This is a genomic window from Legionella birminghamensis (assembly GCF_900452515.1).
Classification (GTDB): domain Bacteria; phylum Pseudomonadota; class Gammaproteobacteria; order Legionellales; family Legionellaceae; genus Legionella_C; species Legionella_C birminghamensis.
Window position 1 is genome coordinate 2,477,556 of the sequence record NZ_UGNW01000001.1, and the last position, 16,419, is coordinate 2,493,974.

Here is a 16,419-nt window from a genome sequence, read left to right on the forward strand (position 1 = left end):
CTATAAAGAACAGGAGATCTTCCAGTGAGGAAAACTGCTATCAAAGCTTTTATTTTAATAATAAACTATTTTTCATTTTCTTTGGCTTTCGCGGGAATACCTTTATGGACATTCACTCCGCTAACGGCAACCTCTCTGACAGTTTCTCCAAATAGCTCGGCTATTGTTAAATACCAGATTACCAATCAATCCAGAAGAACCCATACCCTAACAATGAAGCCTGTTCCAGGTATTACGCAAGTAATCACTTCGGCAAGCGATTGCCCGAGGCTTTTTAGCCTGGGTTATCAACAATCCTGTATTTTAAATCTGGCGATTAGCGGGAGTGCTTTAAGCGCCAATGTCATTGGGGGTCCACAGGTATGCAGTCAATATAACCCCAATCAATGCTATCAGCCTGGCATTGCTGATATCTTGAGAATTACGAAAGAGTCCGCAGCGGATTATTCCGTGGGAGGGTCTGTTACGGGTCTGTTAGAAACCCTGGTATTACAAAATAATGGCGGCGACGCATTGACAATCAGTGGAGATGGGACATTTGTTTTTTCGAAAGCATTGACCTCTGGCAGTTCTTACTCTGTCACCGTAAAGACACAGCCTTCGGGTCAAACCTGTCTTGTCTCCAATGGGATTGGCACTATAGGAAACGCTGATGTCAGCAACATCCTTGTCAATTGCACTACTACAGGTGTTACTACTTTAGAAACAAGCGTCAGTACATTGGCATTAAGCGTGACCGGGCTTACAGAATTTGGAGTCCCTGGCAACCCTTCTTCCGGGCTTCCGCGCATAATTACTATCAGAAATACCGGAAATAGCCCCGCAGCTAATTTATCCCTGTCACTGCCAAACTGGCCTGCAGGAACCACAGATTCCACAACCTGCGGTAGTACTTTAAGCATCGGCAGTAGTTGTACGATTACGATTACTCCAGGAAATACCGCCACTTCTAACGGCATCACTCCCTGTTCTTCTGGGGGCGCCCCTATTCCTGGCACTATCCAGGTCAGCGCGGATAATGCCGCTGCCGTCTCTACCGATGTAGTGATATTAAATTACAGATGCCTCTATCAAGGTGGCCTTGTGTTTGCCCTAGATGATACGCCGCCTGCCACAATGAGCGTCGCCGGGAAAGTGTCGCAGCAAATCCTGGCATTTCCCCCCCTTACTCAATGGGGTCCCTTTGGCGTAGCAGTTACTGGTATTAGCGAGACTTCTACTGCGGGAATCAATTCCTGCGATGGTAATAAGGATGGCCAGTGTAATACCGCTCGTATTATTGCTGCTAATTTAACACCGCCAGTTGCTGCAGCACAATGTTATAACGTGAATATTAACGGTTTCACCGACTGGTTTTTACCCGCAATTTGCGAGGTAGGTTACGACGGAATTAACCAGGGCAGCGGCTGTGGTTCAGCAGTATTACCATTAATGCAGAATATTTATGGGAATATCGGCATTCCATTTATCGCCTGGAGTTCTACGGAAGTTTCTGCAGGTGAAGCAGGGTTTGCCTGGACTGAAAATGCCAATGTCGTTGGGGGCCAGCGCGGCGATGATAAATCAAGCCTCTATCGGGTTGTCTGTGCGCGGCATTTCTGACATTTACTAATTGTCTTTCAGCAGCTTTATAAGGCCACTTAAGCATATATTAAGCATTACAGGCTTATAATGAGTAAAGGCCTTATGAAATGAGCTGCTGAGGGGCAATGGCAATTACTCTCAAAAATCTTGATCTGATTGACCAATCCATTCAAAAAGAATTTGAAAATTGGATCAAGACTCATGTGCCTCAAAGCATTGCAAATACCGATACGCTTAAAACCGCTCAATACAGCATATTGAATTATCCAAAATTATGGTCGGGGTCACGCTTATTTGAAACACGCATTAAATCTGAAAAAACCAAGGATAAACCAGCATCTGAATTTATTGATGATCTCATCCAAAAATCAAAAAATGAAAATAAAAGAGACGAGGCAACATTAAAAGAAATCATTGCATTTGAAAAACTTTTTAAAAAACAGGCTAGTTATTTTAAAGAAAAAGCGCTGGTCCAGTTTTTCAACAAAACGCTTAATGATATTGCTATAAGTGATGCTGAAGCGGCCAAAGCAGCCAATGAAATTAAAGAAAAAATCCGCAATCTTTTCTCAGCCAGTGCCTTGCTGAAATTACAAACTCGCTATGATTGCTTGCAGACACATCGGCAGATTAGTTTGCTGGTGCAGGAATTGCGCGCTTTGGTCAATGCAGATGACAAGGAGACAGTTGCCACAGTTAAGCAGTTGGAAGTTTTGGGGAAACGGATTATCGACGGGCATTATGAATATGCAAAAAAAATGACCCTCACTGAGGCCATCAGCAATGATGTTGCCACTGCCACTTCGATTATTGGATGGACTACCGGTTTCCCAGCAGCTATCTTAGGCGTAGCAGGAATATTTTTTCCACCCTTGCTGGTACCTGCCGGAATTCTTGGATCAATCAGCTTTATCTCCTACACTGCGTCCATTATTTCCGTAGCTAATATGGCAAATCAAGCATTCACCTATGGCCGCTCCCCACATCCCAGGGACTTTTGGTGGATGGTATTCGATATCGTCCTGGCTCCGATAAATTTAGCAGGGGGGGCCATCTTCTCTGCCTTTGCGAACCTGGCCAAACCTGTCAAACATTTACCGAATATTATTAATGCAGTGGGTAACTGGTGGAACAATGTATTCAGTAATCTTTTGCCCGATGTATTTGTTGTTAAAGATAACATCGATGACAGTAAAAAAATGGGCTCCGCCTATACTGCCAGAGGCCGATTAAGAAACTCACCCACTGCCAGCTCCTGGTCAAAAATGGGAAGCGCCCTTTCGCAGACTGATAACGATGCGTCTTCAATACTACGCAAAACCAAAGAAGAAATTGCCCTGGCCAAAGAAGGCAGCAAACGCCGCCCAGATATTGATGCATCTTATCAATCGAAAGAAGCCTCGCTCAAACTCCTTAATGAACAAATTAGCAAGCGGGATGAATTAAAAAATATCCATCAGGCAGTCAATGATTATTTCGGTTTAAATGACAAATTACCGCTCCCACATCAATTCACAAACCAGGATGAATATCGTGCTGAAATCTACCGTAAATCGCTTGCCCTGGTTAATATAATGGACGCTTGTGAGAAGTTTACAAAAGACAATAAAGAGCTGGCAGAGCCGCTGGCTCTGGTAGCAGAGATCACGCAAACTGCTAAAAATATTGAGCAGCATTTAAGCGAAAGCTATGAAAAACTGAATACAGCAAAGGCTATTGAAAATACCAGCGCACATGGTCGAGATTTTGCTTTCGTTAAAGTTTCCAGCCACTCAGAGAGCTTGATTTTTTCCAAAAGCCATCAGGCCGCCATTTTGCTTTGGGGCAGAGGGTTTATAGGCGCTAGGACGTCATCAGAAGCGTCTGCGGTTATCAAAGCGGTTAAAGCGTATAGGGAACTGGATCCGGATGCGCCAAGCAACGTGCGGCTTTCTGCATTAGACATTATTGCTAAGAACTGCCAGGCCTACATTGATTTAAACCAGGGTGATTCCAAGAAAGGAAGACTTCAATATGTAGAAAAACTGGCAGAGGCAGTGAAAAAAGAAAAAGCCGCCTTGGAAGAGTTCTCTGGGCAGACGGATCTTCCAGTTTTAGTGGAGTTTAAAGCGAGATAGTTTGAACGCGGACCACCGAATCACGCGAATACCACCGAATCACGCGAAGACCACCGAATCACGCGAAGACCACCGAATCACGCGAAGACCCGCACGAATCCCCGCGGCAGCGACCATCCGAATCCCCGCGGCTGGGACCATCCGAATCCCCGCGGTCGGAACCATCCGAATCCCCGCGGCTGGGACCGCGGGGCCCACAAAGCCTATCTAGAATATCGGTTTTGCTAATTAAAGGAATGTTTGAAAGACTTGTTTCTAACTGCTTTTAATCGCTATTTTGGCAACATTGGAGTTCATCTGAAGAGCATGTTCAACCACCAGACATGGGCCCCGCGGTCACAGCCGCGGGGATTCGGGGGTTGGTCCTCACCGCGGGAATTCGAGGGTTGGTCTCGCGGCGTGGATTTGGGTTAGTCGACCGCTGGGACGGTCATTAAATCATTTCATCTCCACCTTTGGTTCCCAGGGCAATCTTTCCTTCTTCGGCCAGACTTTTGGCCAGGGCCAGAATATCCCTTTGTGCCTTTTCAACTTCGCTCACTTTCACCGGACCCTGCATTTCCAAATCATCCCTTAGCAGATCAGCGGCGCGTTTAGACATATTACTGAATATTTTATCTTTAACCGGCTCTGTCGTCCCTTTTAATGCCAGCAGCAACTGCTCTGAAGGTATATCGCGAAGCAGCGTTTGCACACTACGGTTATCCATATCCACAAGGTTTTCAAAAACAAACATTTTATCTTTTATTTTTTCACAGAGTTCCTGATCCCAGGCATTAATTTTATCGAGAACCTCTTCCTCTACTGAGCCTTCTAAAAAATTAATCACATCTGCAACCGTTTTAATGCCCCCCACTGAGGCGGTTTTACTGATTTTTTGCCCGCTCAATTGTTTTTCAATCACTTTGCCAAGCTCAGAGATTGCCTCTGGCTTTACCGTGTCAATTGTGCACATACGCAAGAGCACCTCTGCCCGTTTCTCAGCGGTAAAATAGCTGACTACCTCAGCAGCCTGTTCACTATCTAGATGAATTAATATAGTAGCGATAATTTGTGGATGTTCATTTCGAATCACATCAGCAATAGAACGGCCATCAAGCCATTTCAATCGATTCAAACCGCTGTCTTTGTCAGAAACCAGGATACGGTCAATAAAAGGCATGGCCCGATCTTCACCCAAGGCATTAATTAAAACAGTCCGCAGATAATTTTCCGCATCGACTGTGAGGCTGGTTTGCTCTTCAATCGCGTTTAAGAACTCACCCAGGACATTTTGCATTTTTGCCTTGCTGACACTACTTAAGGTGGAAATTGCCATTCCGACTTTCTGAACCTGGCGGGGTTCAAGGTGCTTTAATACTTCAGCAGCATTTTTTTCACCCATTCCCAATAATAAAATAGCTGCCCTTTCAATTCCATCCATAAAAACTACCCCCGATCAACCCAGGTTTTTACAACCTGCGCAACTCGTTTCGGTTCTTTATCCACCACTTGCCGCAATAATGCCAATTGCGTTTCATAATCATTTGCATTCGAAGGCAGCATGCCTTGTCCTTGATAAGTCAGATCATTTTGCTGTTCCTCTTCAACCTCTTCTGTACGGTTGCTTGCCAATGTCTTAAATAAAGGACGAAACACGCCAAAAACCAGGGCCAGTACGAATAAGCCACCGAGAACCTGTTTTACAATTGACCAAAATGTACTCGTCTGCCAGAAATGCGGCTCAGGAATGGGCTCAATGGGATCAGGCTTTATAAAATTACTGTTCACTACATTTAAACTGTCGCCTCTTTCGGTATTAAGCCCGATAGCATCGGAAACCAGGGCTTTTACCTGATCCAGTTCCTTGGCGGATAAAGGCTTCATAGCCATTTGCTTGGTTTTAGGATCCAATACTGGCCGATTGTCTATGAGTACTGCCACCGTTAATCGTTTAATACTACCCGGCTGATTTTTAGTGTGGCTGATTGTTTTATCCAGCTCAAAATTTTTAACCACCTGCTTTTGCATATCGTTTGAATCAGTCTCCGTCTGATTGGTAGGCGGCTGCGCATTCGCGCCCCCTTTTCCTGCATTTTTACCTTGCAGATTGGCATTTTTAGGCGGTGAATTGGATAGTGATCCGGCAACGCCGCTGGCATTTGCAGTTTTACGCTGCTCTTCCATCATCTGCTCACTGCGAACAGCAGCCCCGTCCGGATTGTAAAGCTCCTGGGTCTGTTCGAAGTCAGTGAAATCGACATCCGCCGATACTTTGGCTTTCACTCTGCCAAATCCCAGCAAAGGTGTCAGGATATCCTGAATTTTCTGCGCATATTGCTGTTCCAGTGTTTGACGATAATCGAGGTATTTCTCAGTATTGCTAAAGGCTGAATTTCCAGCCCCCTCATTCAATAGCTGTCCATTTTGATCTACAACCGTCACCCGGCTTGCAGACAAATTGGGGATACTGGAAGCAACCAGATTAATAATGGAAGCGATTGCCTGCTTTTTTAATTCGACCCCAGGATAAATATCGATAAAGACGGAAGCACTCGGCTCACGGCTATCACGCACAAAGGCCGACTCACGGGGGATGGCTAGATGCACCCTGGCTGATTTAATATCATGCAGCTGGCTGATGGTTCTTGCCAGTTCTGCTTCCAGCGCCTGCTTGTATCTTGCATTTTCCATAAACTGGCTGGTGGTAAATGCATTGCCGTTAGCAAATAGTTCCGAAACTGGATTATTGCCGCGGGGTAGTCCTTCAGCGGCCAATTTCAGGCGGGCAGCCTGTACATCACTGCTGGGAACCATAATAGTGCCATAGGTTTCATCCAGTCTGAAAGGAATCGCATTGCGCTGCAAGGTATCCATTACATCCGTAGAATCCCGCGGACTTAACTGATTGTATAAAGGCATATAACTGGGTGTGCGTGACCAGAGCACAACACCGACCCCGATAGCCACGCTGGCGGCAAGCCCAATCATCAGGCCCAGCTGCTTGGCAATGGGTAAGCTGGTAAATTTTGTGGCTGCATTTGCTGCAGTATCAGCCAAGGCCATGACATACTCCTGTCATATTAAGTCACTTCCTGTATTGAAACCGGCTCAAGTAGGCTGGGCTGTAAAGACCAGCGGCTAAATGTTGGGCTTTACAGCCCAACCTAGATTCTTACACCGGCATATTCATTATATCCTGGTACGCCTGCACCAATTTATTTCTCACCCTGAGTGTTGCTTCAAACGCGATGTTTGATTTTTGAGCAGCAACCATGACTTCGCCCAGGCTAACATTGGCAGCTCCTAATTCGAACTGGCTGCGCAGGTTATCGGCAGTCTGGCTTAACTGATTGACCTGCCCCATGGTCTGATGAAAAATCTCACCGAAAGAAGTCGATGCAGGGGTTAATTCAGCCGCCTTTCCCTGCGCCTCTGCCGCCATGGTGCGCATCTGGTTAAACAATGAAACGGTATTCACATCAGTCATGTTATTTCCCTAAACTTCATATCCCTCTTCACGCATTTTCGCCAGCTTGTATCTCAGTGTTCTCTCGCTCACACCAAGAACAGCTGCGACTTGCTGCCGGTTGCCATTATAATCCTTCAATGTTTTTTCGATAAGATCATATTCATGATTTTGAAGATTTTTTGTTTCAGCCTTTTTAACCTGTTTTTCCTTATTCAAATCCGGTAACTGAAGATGTGCAATTTCAATGACTCCATGTGTTTGTAATACCAGGGCTCTTTGCACCACGTTATCAAGTTCTCTGGCGTTCCCTGGCCATGAATAATGCAATAGTGCCTGCCTTGCCTCTTCACTCAGAACCGGAATAACTGGAAAATTGTCCTGACAATGGCGTCTAATCAAATAATTAGCCAAAGGAATAATATCGCAGATTCTTTCACGAAGCGGTAACCAATGCAGGGGAAAAACATTCAAACGGTAGTAAAGGTCCTCACGGAACCGACCTGCTTTTACTTCTTCCAATAAATGGCGGTTACTGGTGGCCAGCACCCTTACATCCAGGTTAATCATCTTATTGGAGCCAATACGCTCCACTTCTTTTTCCTGCAATACCCGTAATAATTTGGCTTGCAGGCTCAGGCTCATCTCGCTGACTTCATCGAGCAGCAGCGTACCTTCCTGCGCCTGTTCAAATTTTCCAGGGGTAGACTTATAAGCGCCGGTAAAAGCCCCTTTCTCATACCCAAATAAAGTGGCTTCCAGCATTTGTTCGGGAATTGCAGCACAGTTAATCGCCACAAAGGGTTTCTGTGCACGCGGTGAGTGATCGTGAATAAAATGGGCGAGAACTTCTTTACCTGTGCCGCTTTCGCCGCTAATCATCACGCCTACATCCGATTGCGCCACGCGCAAGGCCATTGACAGTAATGCCTGGCTTTTGGGATCCATTGCAATCGGTTGGGAATCATCCTGCATAAAAGCCGGTTTAATGTAGCGGTTTATTTTCTCTGCCAGAAGATTCGCACTAAATGGCTTCTGCAGATAGTCCACAGCACCATTTCGCATTGCGCTGACAGCATCTTCTACGGATGCATAGGCTGTCATCAAAATGACCGGAACGCCGGGGTTGCGCCGTTGGATTTCAGCCAGCAACTGTTGGCCATCCACGCGATCCATGCGCACATCGCTCAATACAATTGCAGGATTATGCTTTTCCAGCATCGCCAGTGCTTCTTTACCGTCTTTGGCAGACAAATAGGAATGACCTGCCAGGTTCATTGTTTCTGCCAGTGCTTCACGCAACACTGGATCATCTTCTACAATTAACACGTCGCCCATACCCATTCCTCAATTAATCTTGCAATGAAGCAGCGTTGATAGTTGGTTAGAAATCTAAACATGTCATAAAAAATAAGATGCTTCAATAACTAAATGAAAGTATTCATTTTATTTACCAGGGAATCTGCAATTCAAAAATACAACCCTTCCCAGGAGAAGTATTTACTGTCACCATACCCTTGTGCGCAGCAGTAGCGGCTTTAACAATAGCCAGACCCAAACCGGTTCCCTGGGCACGTGTGGTAAAAAAGGGCGAAAAAACCTGCGCTTCAACCTCAGGGGGCATTCCTTTCCCATTATCGCTGACCCTGAGAATAAATCCGGAGCCTTCTTCATTGACTATCATATCAACTACAATCTGCCCAGCTTCTGCCTGCAAACTATTGCTGATTAAATTTAACATGGCACCGATCAAGGCTTCTTCGTGGAGAAGGCATTGTCGCACTGGCAGCTGGTTATTTATTTTCCATTGTACCGTTTTATCTTCGAACAAGATATAAATTCTTTCCTCCAGTGCTCTGCTCCATTGCTGCAAATCGAGTTGCCGCTTCTCCAGACGCTCCCCGCGTGCAAACAATAAAAGCTCTTCAATTTGCTGCTCAATAGCATTATGACAGGCCTGTAGTCTGGATAACCATAGCCTGTTTCTGTCCTCCAGCCCTTGCATTGCAGACAGATGCTCAGCGTACAACATTGCCGAAGCCAAAGGAGTGCGGATCTGATGGGCCAACTGCGCTGTCATACGCCCCAATGTCATTAACTGGTTTTGATTTTCCCTGGCATGTTCGTATTCACGGGTAGCGGTGAAGTCGGTTAAAATAATTAGTTCACCAGGGGGATTGGAAAGTGAGGAAATAGCAAGATGAACCCGGCGGCCATTGACCAGCGATACTTCCAGGCCATCGTCTTCTTTCGGGGAAAAAACTTTGTCGATAACTTCGCGCCATTGCTGACCAGTGACATCCGCATCGATAAGCGCTATAGCAGCCTCATTCATCCAGGCAATAAGCCCCTGAGTATTGAGCACTATCAGACCTGTAGGCACACAGAGTAAAATTTCTTTAATGGAGATGTCTGATAGCATGCAATTGTATTTCAACTAAAGTGATAATTGAATGTACCAAAACTGAGTGAAAATAAGAAGTCAGGATGATATCCTGAAATAACATTGGACTTACAGTAGGCTAATCCCTAGCGACCATTTGTTGTTCAAATAATATCACTATTGGAAAATTATCTTGTTTTTTTATACTCTTTATCCAGTTCCCGAAGAAACTTCATCTTTTCCGCTATCTTAATTTCCAGCCCCCGAGGAACCGGAACATACCAATGCGGCTCTTTCATCCCTTCAGGCAAATAATTTTCGCCTGCTGCATAAGCATGGGGCTCATCATGGGCGTAACGGTATTGCTGCCCGTAACCCAGTTTCTGCATGAGAGCGGTCGGTGCATTGCGAATGTGTAAAGGAACTTCCCGGGATTTATCTTTTTTAATAAAGTCCTGGGCCTTGTTATAGGCCATATAGCCTGCATTGCTTTTTGGGGCGACAGCAAGATAAATTACTGCCTGTGCTAAAGCGAGCTCGCCTTCAGGCGAGCCTAACCGTTCGTAAGTTGCTGCAGCCTCATTAACAATCTGCATGGCTTTAGGATCCGCAAGGCCAATATCCTCCCAGGCCATGCGAATTATCCGTCTGGATAAATAATAGGGATCCACTCCGCCGTCCAGCATACGGCATAACCAATAGAGGGCAGCATCCGGATGAGATCCGCGTACGGATTTATGCAAGGCAGAAATCTGATCATAAAAGTGCTCGCCACCCTTATCAAAACGTCGGGCAGTTGGCGTTAACATTCTCAGTAATTGTTCATTTTGCACCCGTGTGAGGGATTCCAGTCTGGCGGCTGAATCAATCTGCTCCAGGAAATTATACAAGCGTCTGCCATCACCATCCGCCATTGCCGTTAAAGTGGCCAGGGCTTCTGGATCAAAATCAATACTGATATACCCTTTATCCTGGGCACGCTTCACCAGCAATCCCAGCTCCTCCTCACTCAGGGATCTCAGTACATAAACCTGCGCCCGGGAAAGTAATGCATTATTGACTTCAAAAGAGGGATTTTCAGTGGTTGCGCCGATAAAAGTAATCAAGCCCGATTCCGTAAAAGGCAGCAATGCATCCTGCTGTGATTTATTAAAGCGATGAATTTCGTCAATGAACAAAATAGTCTGGCGCTGGTGATGACGATTTTTCTCAGCTTGTTCAACAGCGGCCCTGATATCCTTCACCCCCGCCAACACGGCTGACAAGGCGATCCATTCGCAATCGAAGGCTTTGGCGGCAAGACGCGCCAGAGTGGTTTTGCCAACGCCAGGCGGCCCCCAGAAAATCATGGAATGCGGCTTGCCAGAAGTAAAGGCCAATCGAAGCGGCTTGCCTTCTGCCAAAAGATGGGTTTGACCTACAACCTCCTGCCAAACGTCAGGTCTCATGCGTTCGGCAAGCGGTGTGTAGGCTTGCTCGGAAAATAGGTTCATTGCTCGACTACGTCAACACCTTTAGGGGGTTTAAATTGGAATAAGCTGGCGGATAAGCTGGGATTATTTTTAATATTAGACAATTGTACGCTGGTGTGCTGGCCTAATTGATCAAATAATTCGATATTAGTTAATTTATCGCCATTAAATATAAGTTTCACTTTTTGGAAATTTTCTTTCGGCGATTTGGCTTTCAAATCATAGCTGGTTTTTTTCCCATTGGCGTCAGCGCTAACCTCAAAATCGCGGGTAACCGTATTGTCATAGCCGCTTAAAAAAAGACCCGCCGTACCACCAAGCCCATTCTGTTGTTTTTTGACAGTGACCTGTTCAAGATCGACATCATAAACCCACAGGCGGTTACTGTCTGCGACCACTAATTGTTCCATTGGGTCTTTGGTTTCCCAGCGGAACTTACCCGGCCTGGATAAAGCCATAACACCGGAAGTCTCTGATACTTCACGCTTACCCGCCTTGACTACCTGATTGAAGTTGGCGCTCATTGTTCTTAAGGCATTTAATTTTGCCTGTAATTCCTCGCCCGCTGATTGGCAAAACGCTGTATTCACCAACAGGCATAAAGCCGCAGTTACTAATTTTTTCATATTTATTCCTCATTCACTGATGATACCAGCACATCGCGGAACCCGCCTTCCAGGGGGCCTACGATACCTGTGCGTTCCATTTCCTCAACAAGCCTTGCCGCTCGGTTATAGCCTATTTTTAAACGCCGCTGCACTGATGAAATACTGGCTTTGCGTGTTTGCAATACAAACTCAACGGCCTGATCATAAAGCGGATCAGAATCTTCTGTATTTTGGCCGCTGCTTTCCTCGCTCGGTGCCTCCGAGGGATCGTAGGTTTGTGTAATTTCATCAATGTATTCAGGTTCTCCACGTGAACGCCAGTCATCAGCAATACGGTGGACTTCCTGATCATCAACAAACGCGCCATGTACCCGCAGCGGTGCGCCGGTTCCTGGTGCAAGATACAGCATATCCCCATGCCCCAGCAATTGCTCAGCACCCTGCTGATCCAGAATAGTACGGGAATCAATTTTTGAGGAGACCTGAAATGACATTCTGGTTGGAATATTGGATTTAATCAAACCGGTTAATACATCCACCGAAGGCCTTTGCGTGGCCAATATCAAATGAATACCGGCGGCCCTTGCCTTCTGGGCAATACGCGCAATTAATTGCTCCACTTTTTTACCGACGACCATCATCATGTCCGCCAGCTCATCAATGATTACCACGATGTAAGGGAGCGCCTCAAGGGTTGGCGCCTGCTCATCGACTGAATCGCCGGGTTTCCAGGTTGGATCGCTTAACACTTCGCCAGCGGCGCTTGCTTCTGCCAGTTTAGTATTGAAACCGGCCAGGTTACGCACCCCCATTGCAGCCATTAAGCGATAACGCCGCTCCATTTCAGCAACGCACCAGCGCAGTGCACTGGCCGCTTCTTTCATATCGGTAACTACCGGCGTTAATAAATGCGGGATGCCATCATAGACTGATAATTCCAGCATTTTTGGGTCAACCATGATGAGACGTACTTCATCAGGCGTTGCCTTGAATAACAGGCTTAAAATCATGGCATTGATACCCACTGACTTTCCAGAACCAGTGGTTCCTGCAACCAGCAGGTGAGGCATCTTTGCCAAATCAACCACCATAGGATGTCCGGCAATATCAACCCCCAAAGCCAATGCCAGGGGAGAGTGCGCCAGTTGATAAGTATCGGATGTTAAAACATCGGATAAACGCACCATATCCCGATGCTGATTGGGCAATTCCAGACCCACCACCGTTTTACCAGGAATGACTTCAACCACCCGCACACTGGTTACTGACAGGGAACGCGCCAAATCTTTGGCGAGTGCAGTCAGTTTACTGACTTTAATACCTGCAGCTAATTGCAGTTCAAAACGGGTGATTACCGGACCAGGATGCACCGCAACCACATCCGCCTGAATACCAAAATCCAGTAAATGCTGTTCTACTTCACGGGACAAGGTTTCCAGCTCCTGATGGGAAAAGCCGCCCATTACTTTGCCGGGCTGTCCTTTATCCAGCAGAGACAATGAAGGCAGTCCTGGGGTAACCGGGGGTTTGCTGGTTTTAGGCTCTCTGACCGCTTTGGTGACTGGCATGTTATCCAGTAAAGGAGCGACGGGGGCTGATACCGCAACCGATGCCTGGGCAACGGCTGGTATCGAAATAACCGGCTCCGCTCGTTTTTTTTCTTCGATTGGCTCGGCTGCTGGCATGAGTACCGGGATATTCTTTTGCCTGCTCTCTTTCTTTTCCTTTCTTTGTCTGATTTTTTCCCGGATTAAAGAGCGGCTGGTCATTGCTGCTTCTTCCTGTTCCTGCTTCTCTGGAGTCTCCTTCTGTTTTTTTAGAGCAGATAAACGTTTTGCGAGAGAACGCAGAACAGAAATTGATTTGTAAATCCCACGGCAACCTGACCTCGCACCGCAAGCTATTTTGCGTCCCAAATCAAGTGTGTAATAACCCAGGGATTCCACCGCCTGAATCCAGGAAATACCGGTAAGAAAGGTCACTCCTACCAGAAAAATTGCCAATAAGAGCAAGGTAGCGCCATGCAGGTTTAACGCATAATTAAAACCTTCCGCGACAAAATCGCCCAGCAATCCGCCTGCGCTTTGGGAGCCGTCAATTGCAGTAATTCCCGGCTCAAGACTGAGCAGGCTGCATCCGCTAATCATCAGAAAAAGCAGACCGCTGCTGCGCAGCATATGGGTAAATCGGCTAATGGACTTCAGGGTTTTCTGATCCTGCATGATTGCCCAGGCTAAATAAGCAATACAAACAGGTAACATATAGGCAAAATAACCAAACAAAAGGTAAAGGGTATCCGCTATATAGGCGCCTACCTTACCCCCGGCATTGGCAATAGGGACATGGCTGTGTTGTACGTGGGTCAATCCTGGATCGGTAATACTGTATGTGGCTAAAGAAAGCCAGATATATAACGAGAAGGTTAATATCAGAATAAAACCGCCCTCGCTTATCCGATTTTGTATAAATGGCTGCAGGTTTTTTTTAAGGGCCCCAGTTTGCCGCCCGGATTCTTGTTTTGCCATAACTATTTTAAAATCTGTGTTTTTATCATACCATTTGCCATCTTACCATAATTCGCGAGGAAGGCAGAGATGATTAATAGCAATCACCATCGCCTGATAATTCTTGGCTCAGGCCCAGCAGGCTATACCGCAGCTGTTTACGCAGCACGCGCCAATCTTAACCCGGTTTTAATCACTGGCATGCAGCCGGGAGGACAATTAACCACCACTACGGATGTGGATAATTGGCCTGGGGATATCGAAGGGCTTCAAGGCCCGGCATTAATGGAACGCATGCAGAAACATGCCGAGCGTTTTGATACTAAAATTATTTTTGATCATATCGTCAAAGCTGACCTTCGACAAAAGCCATTCCTTTTGCAGGGGGATAGCGAATCCTATACCTGTAATGCCCTGATTATTGCCACAGGCGCATCTGCCCGCTACCTGGGTCTTGATTCGGAAAGCGCCTACCAGGGCCGAGGAGTTTCCGCCTGCGCCACCTGCGATGGCTTTTTCTATCGCAATAAAACAGTTTGCGTAATCGGCGGCGGCAATACTGCTGTTGAAGAGGCGCTGTATTTATCCAATATCGCCGCATCTGTTACCCTTATCCATCGACGTGACAGCTTGCGGGCTGAAAAAATTCTTCAGGATCGATTATTTGAAAAAGCCGAGCACGGAAATATCAAATTACTTTGGCATAATACGCTCGAGGAAGTTATCGGCGATGGCATGAAAGTAACCGGCGCACGTGTCCGCAATGTGAATAGCGGGGAAATACAGACACTGAACTTTGATGGGGTTTTTATTGCGATTGGCCATGATCCCAATACCAGCCTGTTCAAAGACCAACTGGATATGAAAGATAACGGTTATCTGATCATTCGTTCCGGACTGGACGGCATGGCGACCGCCACCTCGATTCCCGGCGTGTTTGCCTGTGGCGATGTGGCCGATCACGTGTATCGGCAAGCGATTACCTCAGCTGGCTTTGGATGCATGGCAGCACTCGATGCCGAAAAATATCTGGACGATTTGGGAGAATAATCATTTCTGATTTTTCTGATGACGGCGAACATTATCCATTCCCTGATCCAGAAAGCAGTGATGCGCAGGGATTGCTGGCAATCGGCGGTGATCTTTCATCCGGCCGGTTGCTGTCCGCCTATCGCCAGGGAATATTTCCCTGGTTTGAGCCTGGATGCCCTATTCTCTGGTGGTCTCCCAACCCAAGACTGATTCTGTACCCGCAGCAATTCAAATTAAGCCGCAGTCTTACAAAAAGCCTGAAACAAGCGCATGAGTTGAGAATTGACTCTGCTTTTAATGCAGTGATCCAGGCTTGTGCGACTGTCGATCATCGTGAAAATAATACCTGGATAAGCAGGGAAATGCAGACTGCCTATATTAATCTTTTCGACATGGGTTTTGCGCACAGTGTTGAAATCTGGCGTGAACAGCGCCTGATTGGTGGATTATATGGGATTAGCCTTGGCAAGGCCTTTTTTGGTGAATCCATGTTTCATTATGAACGTGACGCCTCCAAAATGGCCATGTACTATCTTTGCCAGATGCTTTCCCGGCAAAATTTTGAATTCATCGATTGCCAGTTGCCCACTGCCCATCTGATGAGCATGGGGGCTGTGATTATCAGCCGTAAAGAATTTATGCATCGGCTTCAACAAGCCTTACAGTACCCTGCGCTTCAAGGAAACTGGGCTCATCTGGCTGACTGTATATAGGTTTTGATTGCGATTTTTTTTAATTTAGTGCACTATCTTGCTTTTATTTGTTTGAAGAGCAATTTTTGAGAGACTTATGGCAAAAGAAGATCATATTGAAATGCAGGGAACAGTGATTGACACCTTACCTAACACAATGTTTCGTGTTGAATTGGAAAACGGGCACATCGTCACTGCTCATATTTCCGGGCGCATGCGCAAAAATTATATCCGCATTCTTACCGGGGATAAGGTGAAAGTTGAGCTGACACCCTACGATTTGACAAAAGGCCGTATTATTTTCCGCGATAAGAATTAAAGGAAGAACCCCTCAGCTGATATTTTCCCTGCCGCTTGCCTGTCAAACCTTTGAGGCCCCTCTTCGCCTACTTACTGCGGCTTGCCCGCAGTATCCAGTAAATGCTTTTAAATGCTTTGGGTTGACCTGATCTGGATACTGCGAACAAGCCGCAGTAAGTAGGCCAAGGTCAAGTCGTATTATGTACGCTAAGGTCAAGTCGCAGTAAGTACGCCAAGGATAGTCGCAGTACCTAATGTAAACCTGCAAACCTTATCATG

At 46.4% G+C, this 16,419-nt stretch carries 13 protein-coding genes; 5 read left to right on the top strand and 8 right to left on the bottom strand.

Features of this window, described 5'->3' with window-relative positions; all coding sequences use genetic code 11:
* Nucleotides 1-24 precede the first annotated feature (24 nt).
* On the top strand, nucleotides 25-1,602 hold the full coding sequence (locus tag DYH42_RS10525) for a hypothetical protein (RefSeq protein WP_058523226.1): 1,578 nt from the start codon (nucleotides 25-27) through the stop codon (nucleotides 1,600-1,602).
* Nucleotides 1,603-1,709: 107 nt separating this feature from the next.
* Complete coding sequence (locus DYH42_RS10530; RefSeq protein WP_058523225.1) at nucleotides 1,710-3,701, top strand: hypothetical protein; 1,992 nt, start codon at nucleotides 1,710-1,712, stop codon at nucleotides 3,699-3,701.
* 433 nt (nucleotides 3,702-4,134) lie between these two features.
* Here DYH42_RS10530 and fliG read toward each other — a convergent pair whose 3' ends face one another.
* The 8 genes from fliG to DYH42_RS10570 form a co-directional block, all read right to left on the bottom strand.
* The gene (gene fliG, locus DYH42_RS10535; RefSeq protein WP_058523224.1) at nucleotides 4,135-5,124 is read right to left on the bottom strand and encodes a flagellar motor switch protein FliG; all 990 of its coding nucleotides are present in this window, start codon (nucleotides 5,122-5,124) and stop codon (nucleotides 4,135-4,137) included.
* Between the two features lie 5 nt (nucleotides 5,125-5,129).
* On the bottom strand, nucleotides 5,130-6,746 hold the full coding sequence (gene fliF / locus DYH42_RS10540; RefSeq protein WP_058523223.1) for a flagellar basal-body MS-ring/collar protein FliF: 1,617 nt from the start codon (nucleotides 6,744-6,746) through the stop codon (nucleotides 5,130-5,132).
* Nucleotides 6,747-6,855: 109 nt separating this feature from the next.
* Nucleotides 6,856-7,170: a flagellar hook-basal body complex protein FliE gene (fliE, locus tag DYH42_RS10545; protein WP_058523222.1), complete on the bottom strand. Its 315-nt coding sequence runs from the start codon at nucleotides 7,168-7,170 to the stop codon at nucleotides 6,856-6,858.
* A gap of 9 nt (nucleotides 7,171-7,179) precedes the next feature.
* Nucleotides 7,180-8,487 (bottom strand): sigma-54-dependent transcriptional regulator, encoded by a 1,308-nt coding sequence (locus tag DYH42_RS10550; RefSeq protein WP_058523221.1) that lies wholly within the window; start codon nucleotides 8,485-8,487, stop codon nucleotides 7,180-7,182.
* Nucleotides 8,488-8,599: 112 nt separating this feature from the next.
* Nucleotides 8,600-9,571, bottom strand: coding sequence for a sensor histidine kinase (locus tag DYH42_RS10555; RefSeq protein WP_058523220.1), 972 nt, complete (start codon nucleotides 9,569-9,571; stop codon nucleotides 8,600-8,602).
* A gap of 149 nt (nucleotides 9,572-9,720) precedes the next feature.
* The gene (locus DYH42_RS10560) at nucleotides 9,721-11,025 is read right to left on the bottom strand and encodes a replication-associated recombination protein A (protein WP_058523219.1); all 1,305 of its coding nucleotides are present in this window, start codon (nucleotides 11,023-11,025) and stop codon (nucleotides 9,721-9,723) included.
* Nucleotides 11,022-11,630 (bottom strand): outer membrane lipoprotein periplasmic chaperone LolA, encoded by a 609-nt coding sequence (gene lolA, locus DYH42_RS10565; RefSeq protein ID WP_058523218.1) that lies wholly within the window; start codon nucleotides 11,628-11,630, stop codon nucleotides 11,022-11,024. Before lolA ends, DYH42_RS10560 begins: the two co-directional genes overlap by 4 nt.
* A 2-nt stretch (nucleotides 11,631-11,632) precedes the next feature.
* Nucleotides 11,633-14,137: a DNA translocase FtsK gene (locus DYH42_RS10570; protein WP_058523217.1), complete on the bottom strand. Its 2,505-nt coding sequence runs from the start codon at nucleotides 14,135-14,137 to the stop codon at nucleotides 11,633-11,635.
* Nucleotides 14,138-14,206: 69 nt separating this feature from the next.
* Between DYH42_RS10570 and trxB the strand changes: the two genes are divergently transcribed.
* From trxB to infA, 3 genes are all read left to right on the top strand, one after another.
* Nucleotides 14,207-15,166 (top strand): thioredoxin-disulfide reductase, encoded by a 960-nt coding sequence (gene trxB, locus DYH42_RS10575; RefSeq protein ID WP_058523216.1) that lies wholly within the window; start codon nucleotides 14,207-14,209, stop codon nucleotides 15,164-15,166.
* Nucleotides 15,115-15,861: a leucyl/phenylalanyl-tRNA--protein transferase gene (aat, locus tag DYH42_RS10580; RefSeq protein WP_083503091.1), complete on the top strand. Its 747-nt coding sequence runs from the start codon at nucleotides 15,115-15,117 to the stop codon at nucleotides 15,859-15,861. The genes trxB and aat overlap by 52 nt, the downstream gene beginning before the upstream one ends.
* A gap of 76 nt (nucleotides 15,862-15,937) precedes the next feature.
* Complete coding sequence (infA, locus tag DYH42_RS10585) at nucleotides 15,938-16,159, top strand: translation initiation factor IF-1 (RefSeq protein ID WP_025386155.1); 222 nt, start codon at nucleotides 15,938-15,940, stop codon at nucleotides 16,157-16,159.
* The last annotated feature ends 260 nt before the right edge of the window (nucleotides 16,160-16,419 follow it).

What these genes read in the sequence shown, in the direction of transcription:
- DYH42_RS10550 (WP_058523221.1), bottom strand. Translation starts at nt 8,487, where the DNA reads ATGGGCGACGTGTTAATTGTAGAAGATGATCCAGTGTTGCGTGAAGCA.
- trxB (WP_058523216.1), top strand. Translation starts at nt 14,207, where the DNA reads ATGATTAATAGCAATCACCATCGCCTGATAATTCTTGGCTCAGGCCCA.
- lolA (WP_058523218.1), bottom strand. Translation starts at nt 11,630, where the DNA reads ATGAAAAAATTAGTAACTGCGGCTTTATGCCTGTTGGTGAATACAGCG.
- DYH42_RS10555 (WP_058523220.1), bottom strand. Translation starts at nt 9,571, where the DNA reads ATGCTATCAGACATCTCCATTAAAGAAATTTTACTCTGTGTGCCTACA.
- DYH42_RS10530 (WP_058523225.1), top strand. Translation starts at nt 1,710, where the DNA reads ATGGCAATTACTCTCAAAAATCTTGATCTGATTGACCAATCCATTCAA.
- fliG (WP_058523224.1), bottom strand. Translation starts at nt 5,124, where the DNA reads ATGGATGGAATTGAAAGGGCAGCTATTTTATTATTGGGAATGGGTGAA.
- fliF (WP_058523223.1), bottom strand. Translation starts at nt 6,746, where the DNA reads ATGGCCTTGGCTGATACTGCAGCAAATGCAGCCACAAAATTTACCAGC.
- aat (WP_083503091.1), top strand. Translation starts at nt 15,115, where the DNA reads ATGCATGGCAGCACTCGATGCCGAAAAATATCTGGACGATTTGGGAGA.
- DYH42_RS10560 (WP_058523219.1), bottom strand. Translation starts at nt 11,025, where the DNA reads ATGAACCTATTTTCCGAGCAAGCCTACACACCGCTTGCCGAACGCATG.
- DYH42_RS10570 (WP_058523217.1), bottom strand. Translation starts at nt 14,137, where the DNA reads ATGGCAAAACAAGAATCCGGGCGGCAAACTGGGGCCCTTAAAAAAAAC.
- infA (WP_025386155.1), top strand. Translation starts at nt 15,938, where the DNA reads ATGGCAAAAGAAGATCATATTGAAATGCAGGGAACAGTGATTGACACC.
- fliE (WP_058523222.1), bottom strand. Translation starts at nt 7,170, where the DNA reads ATGACTGATGTGAATACCGTTTCATTGTTTAACCAGATGCGCACCATG.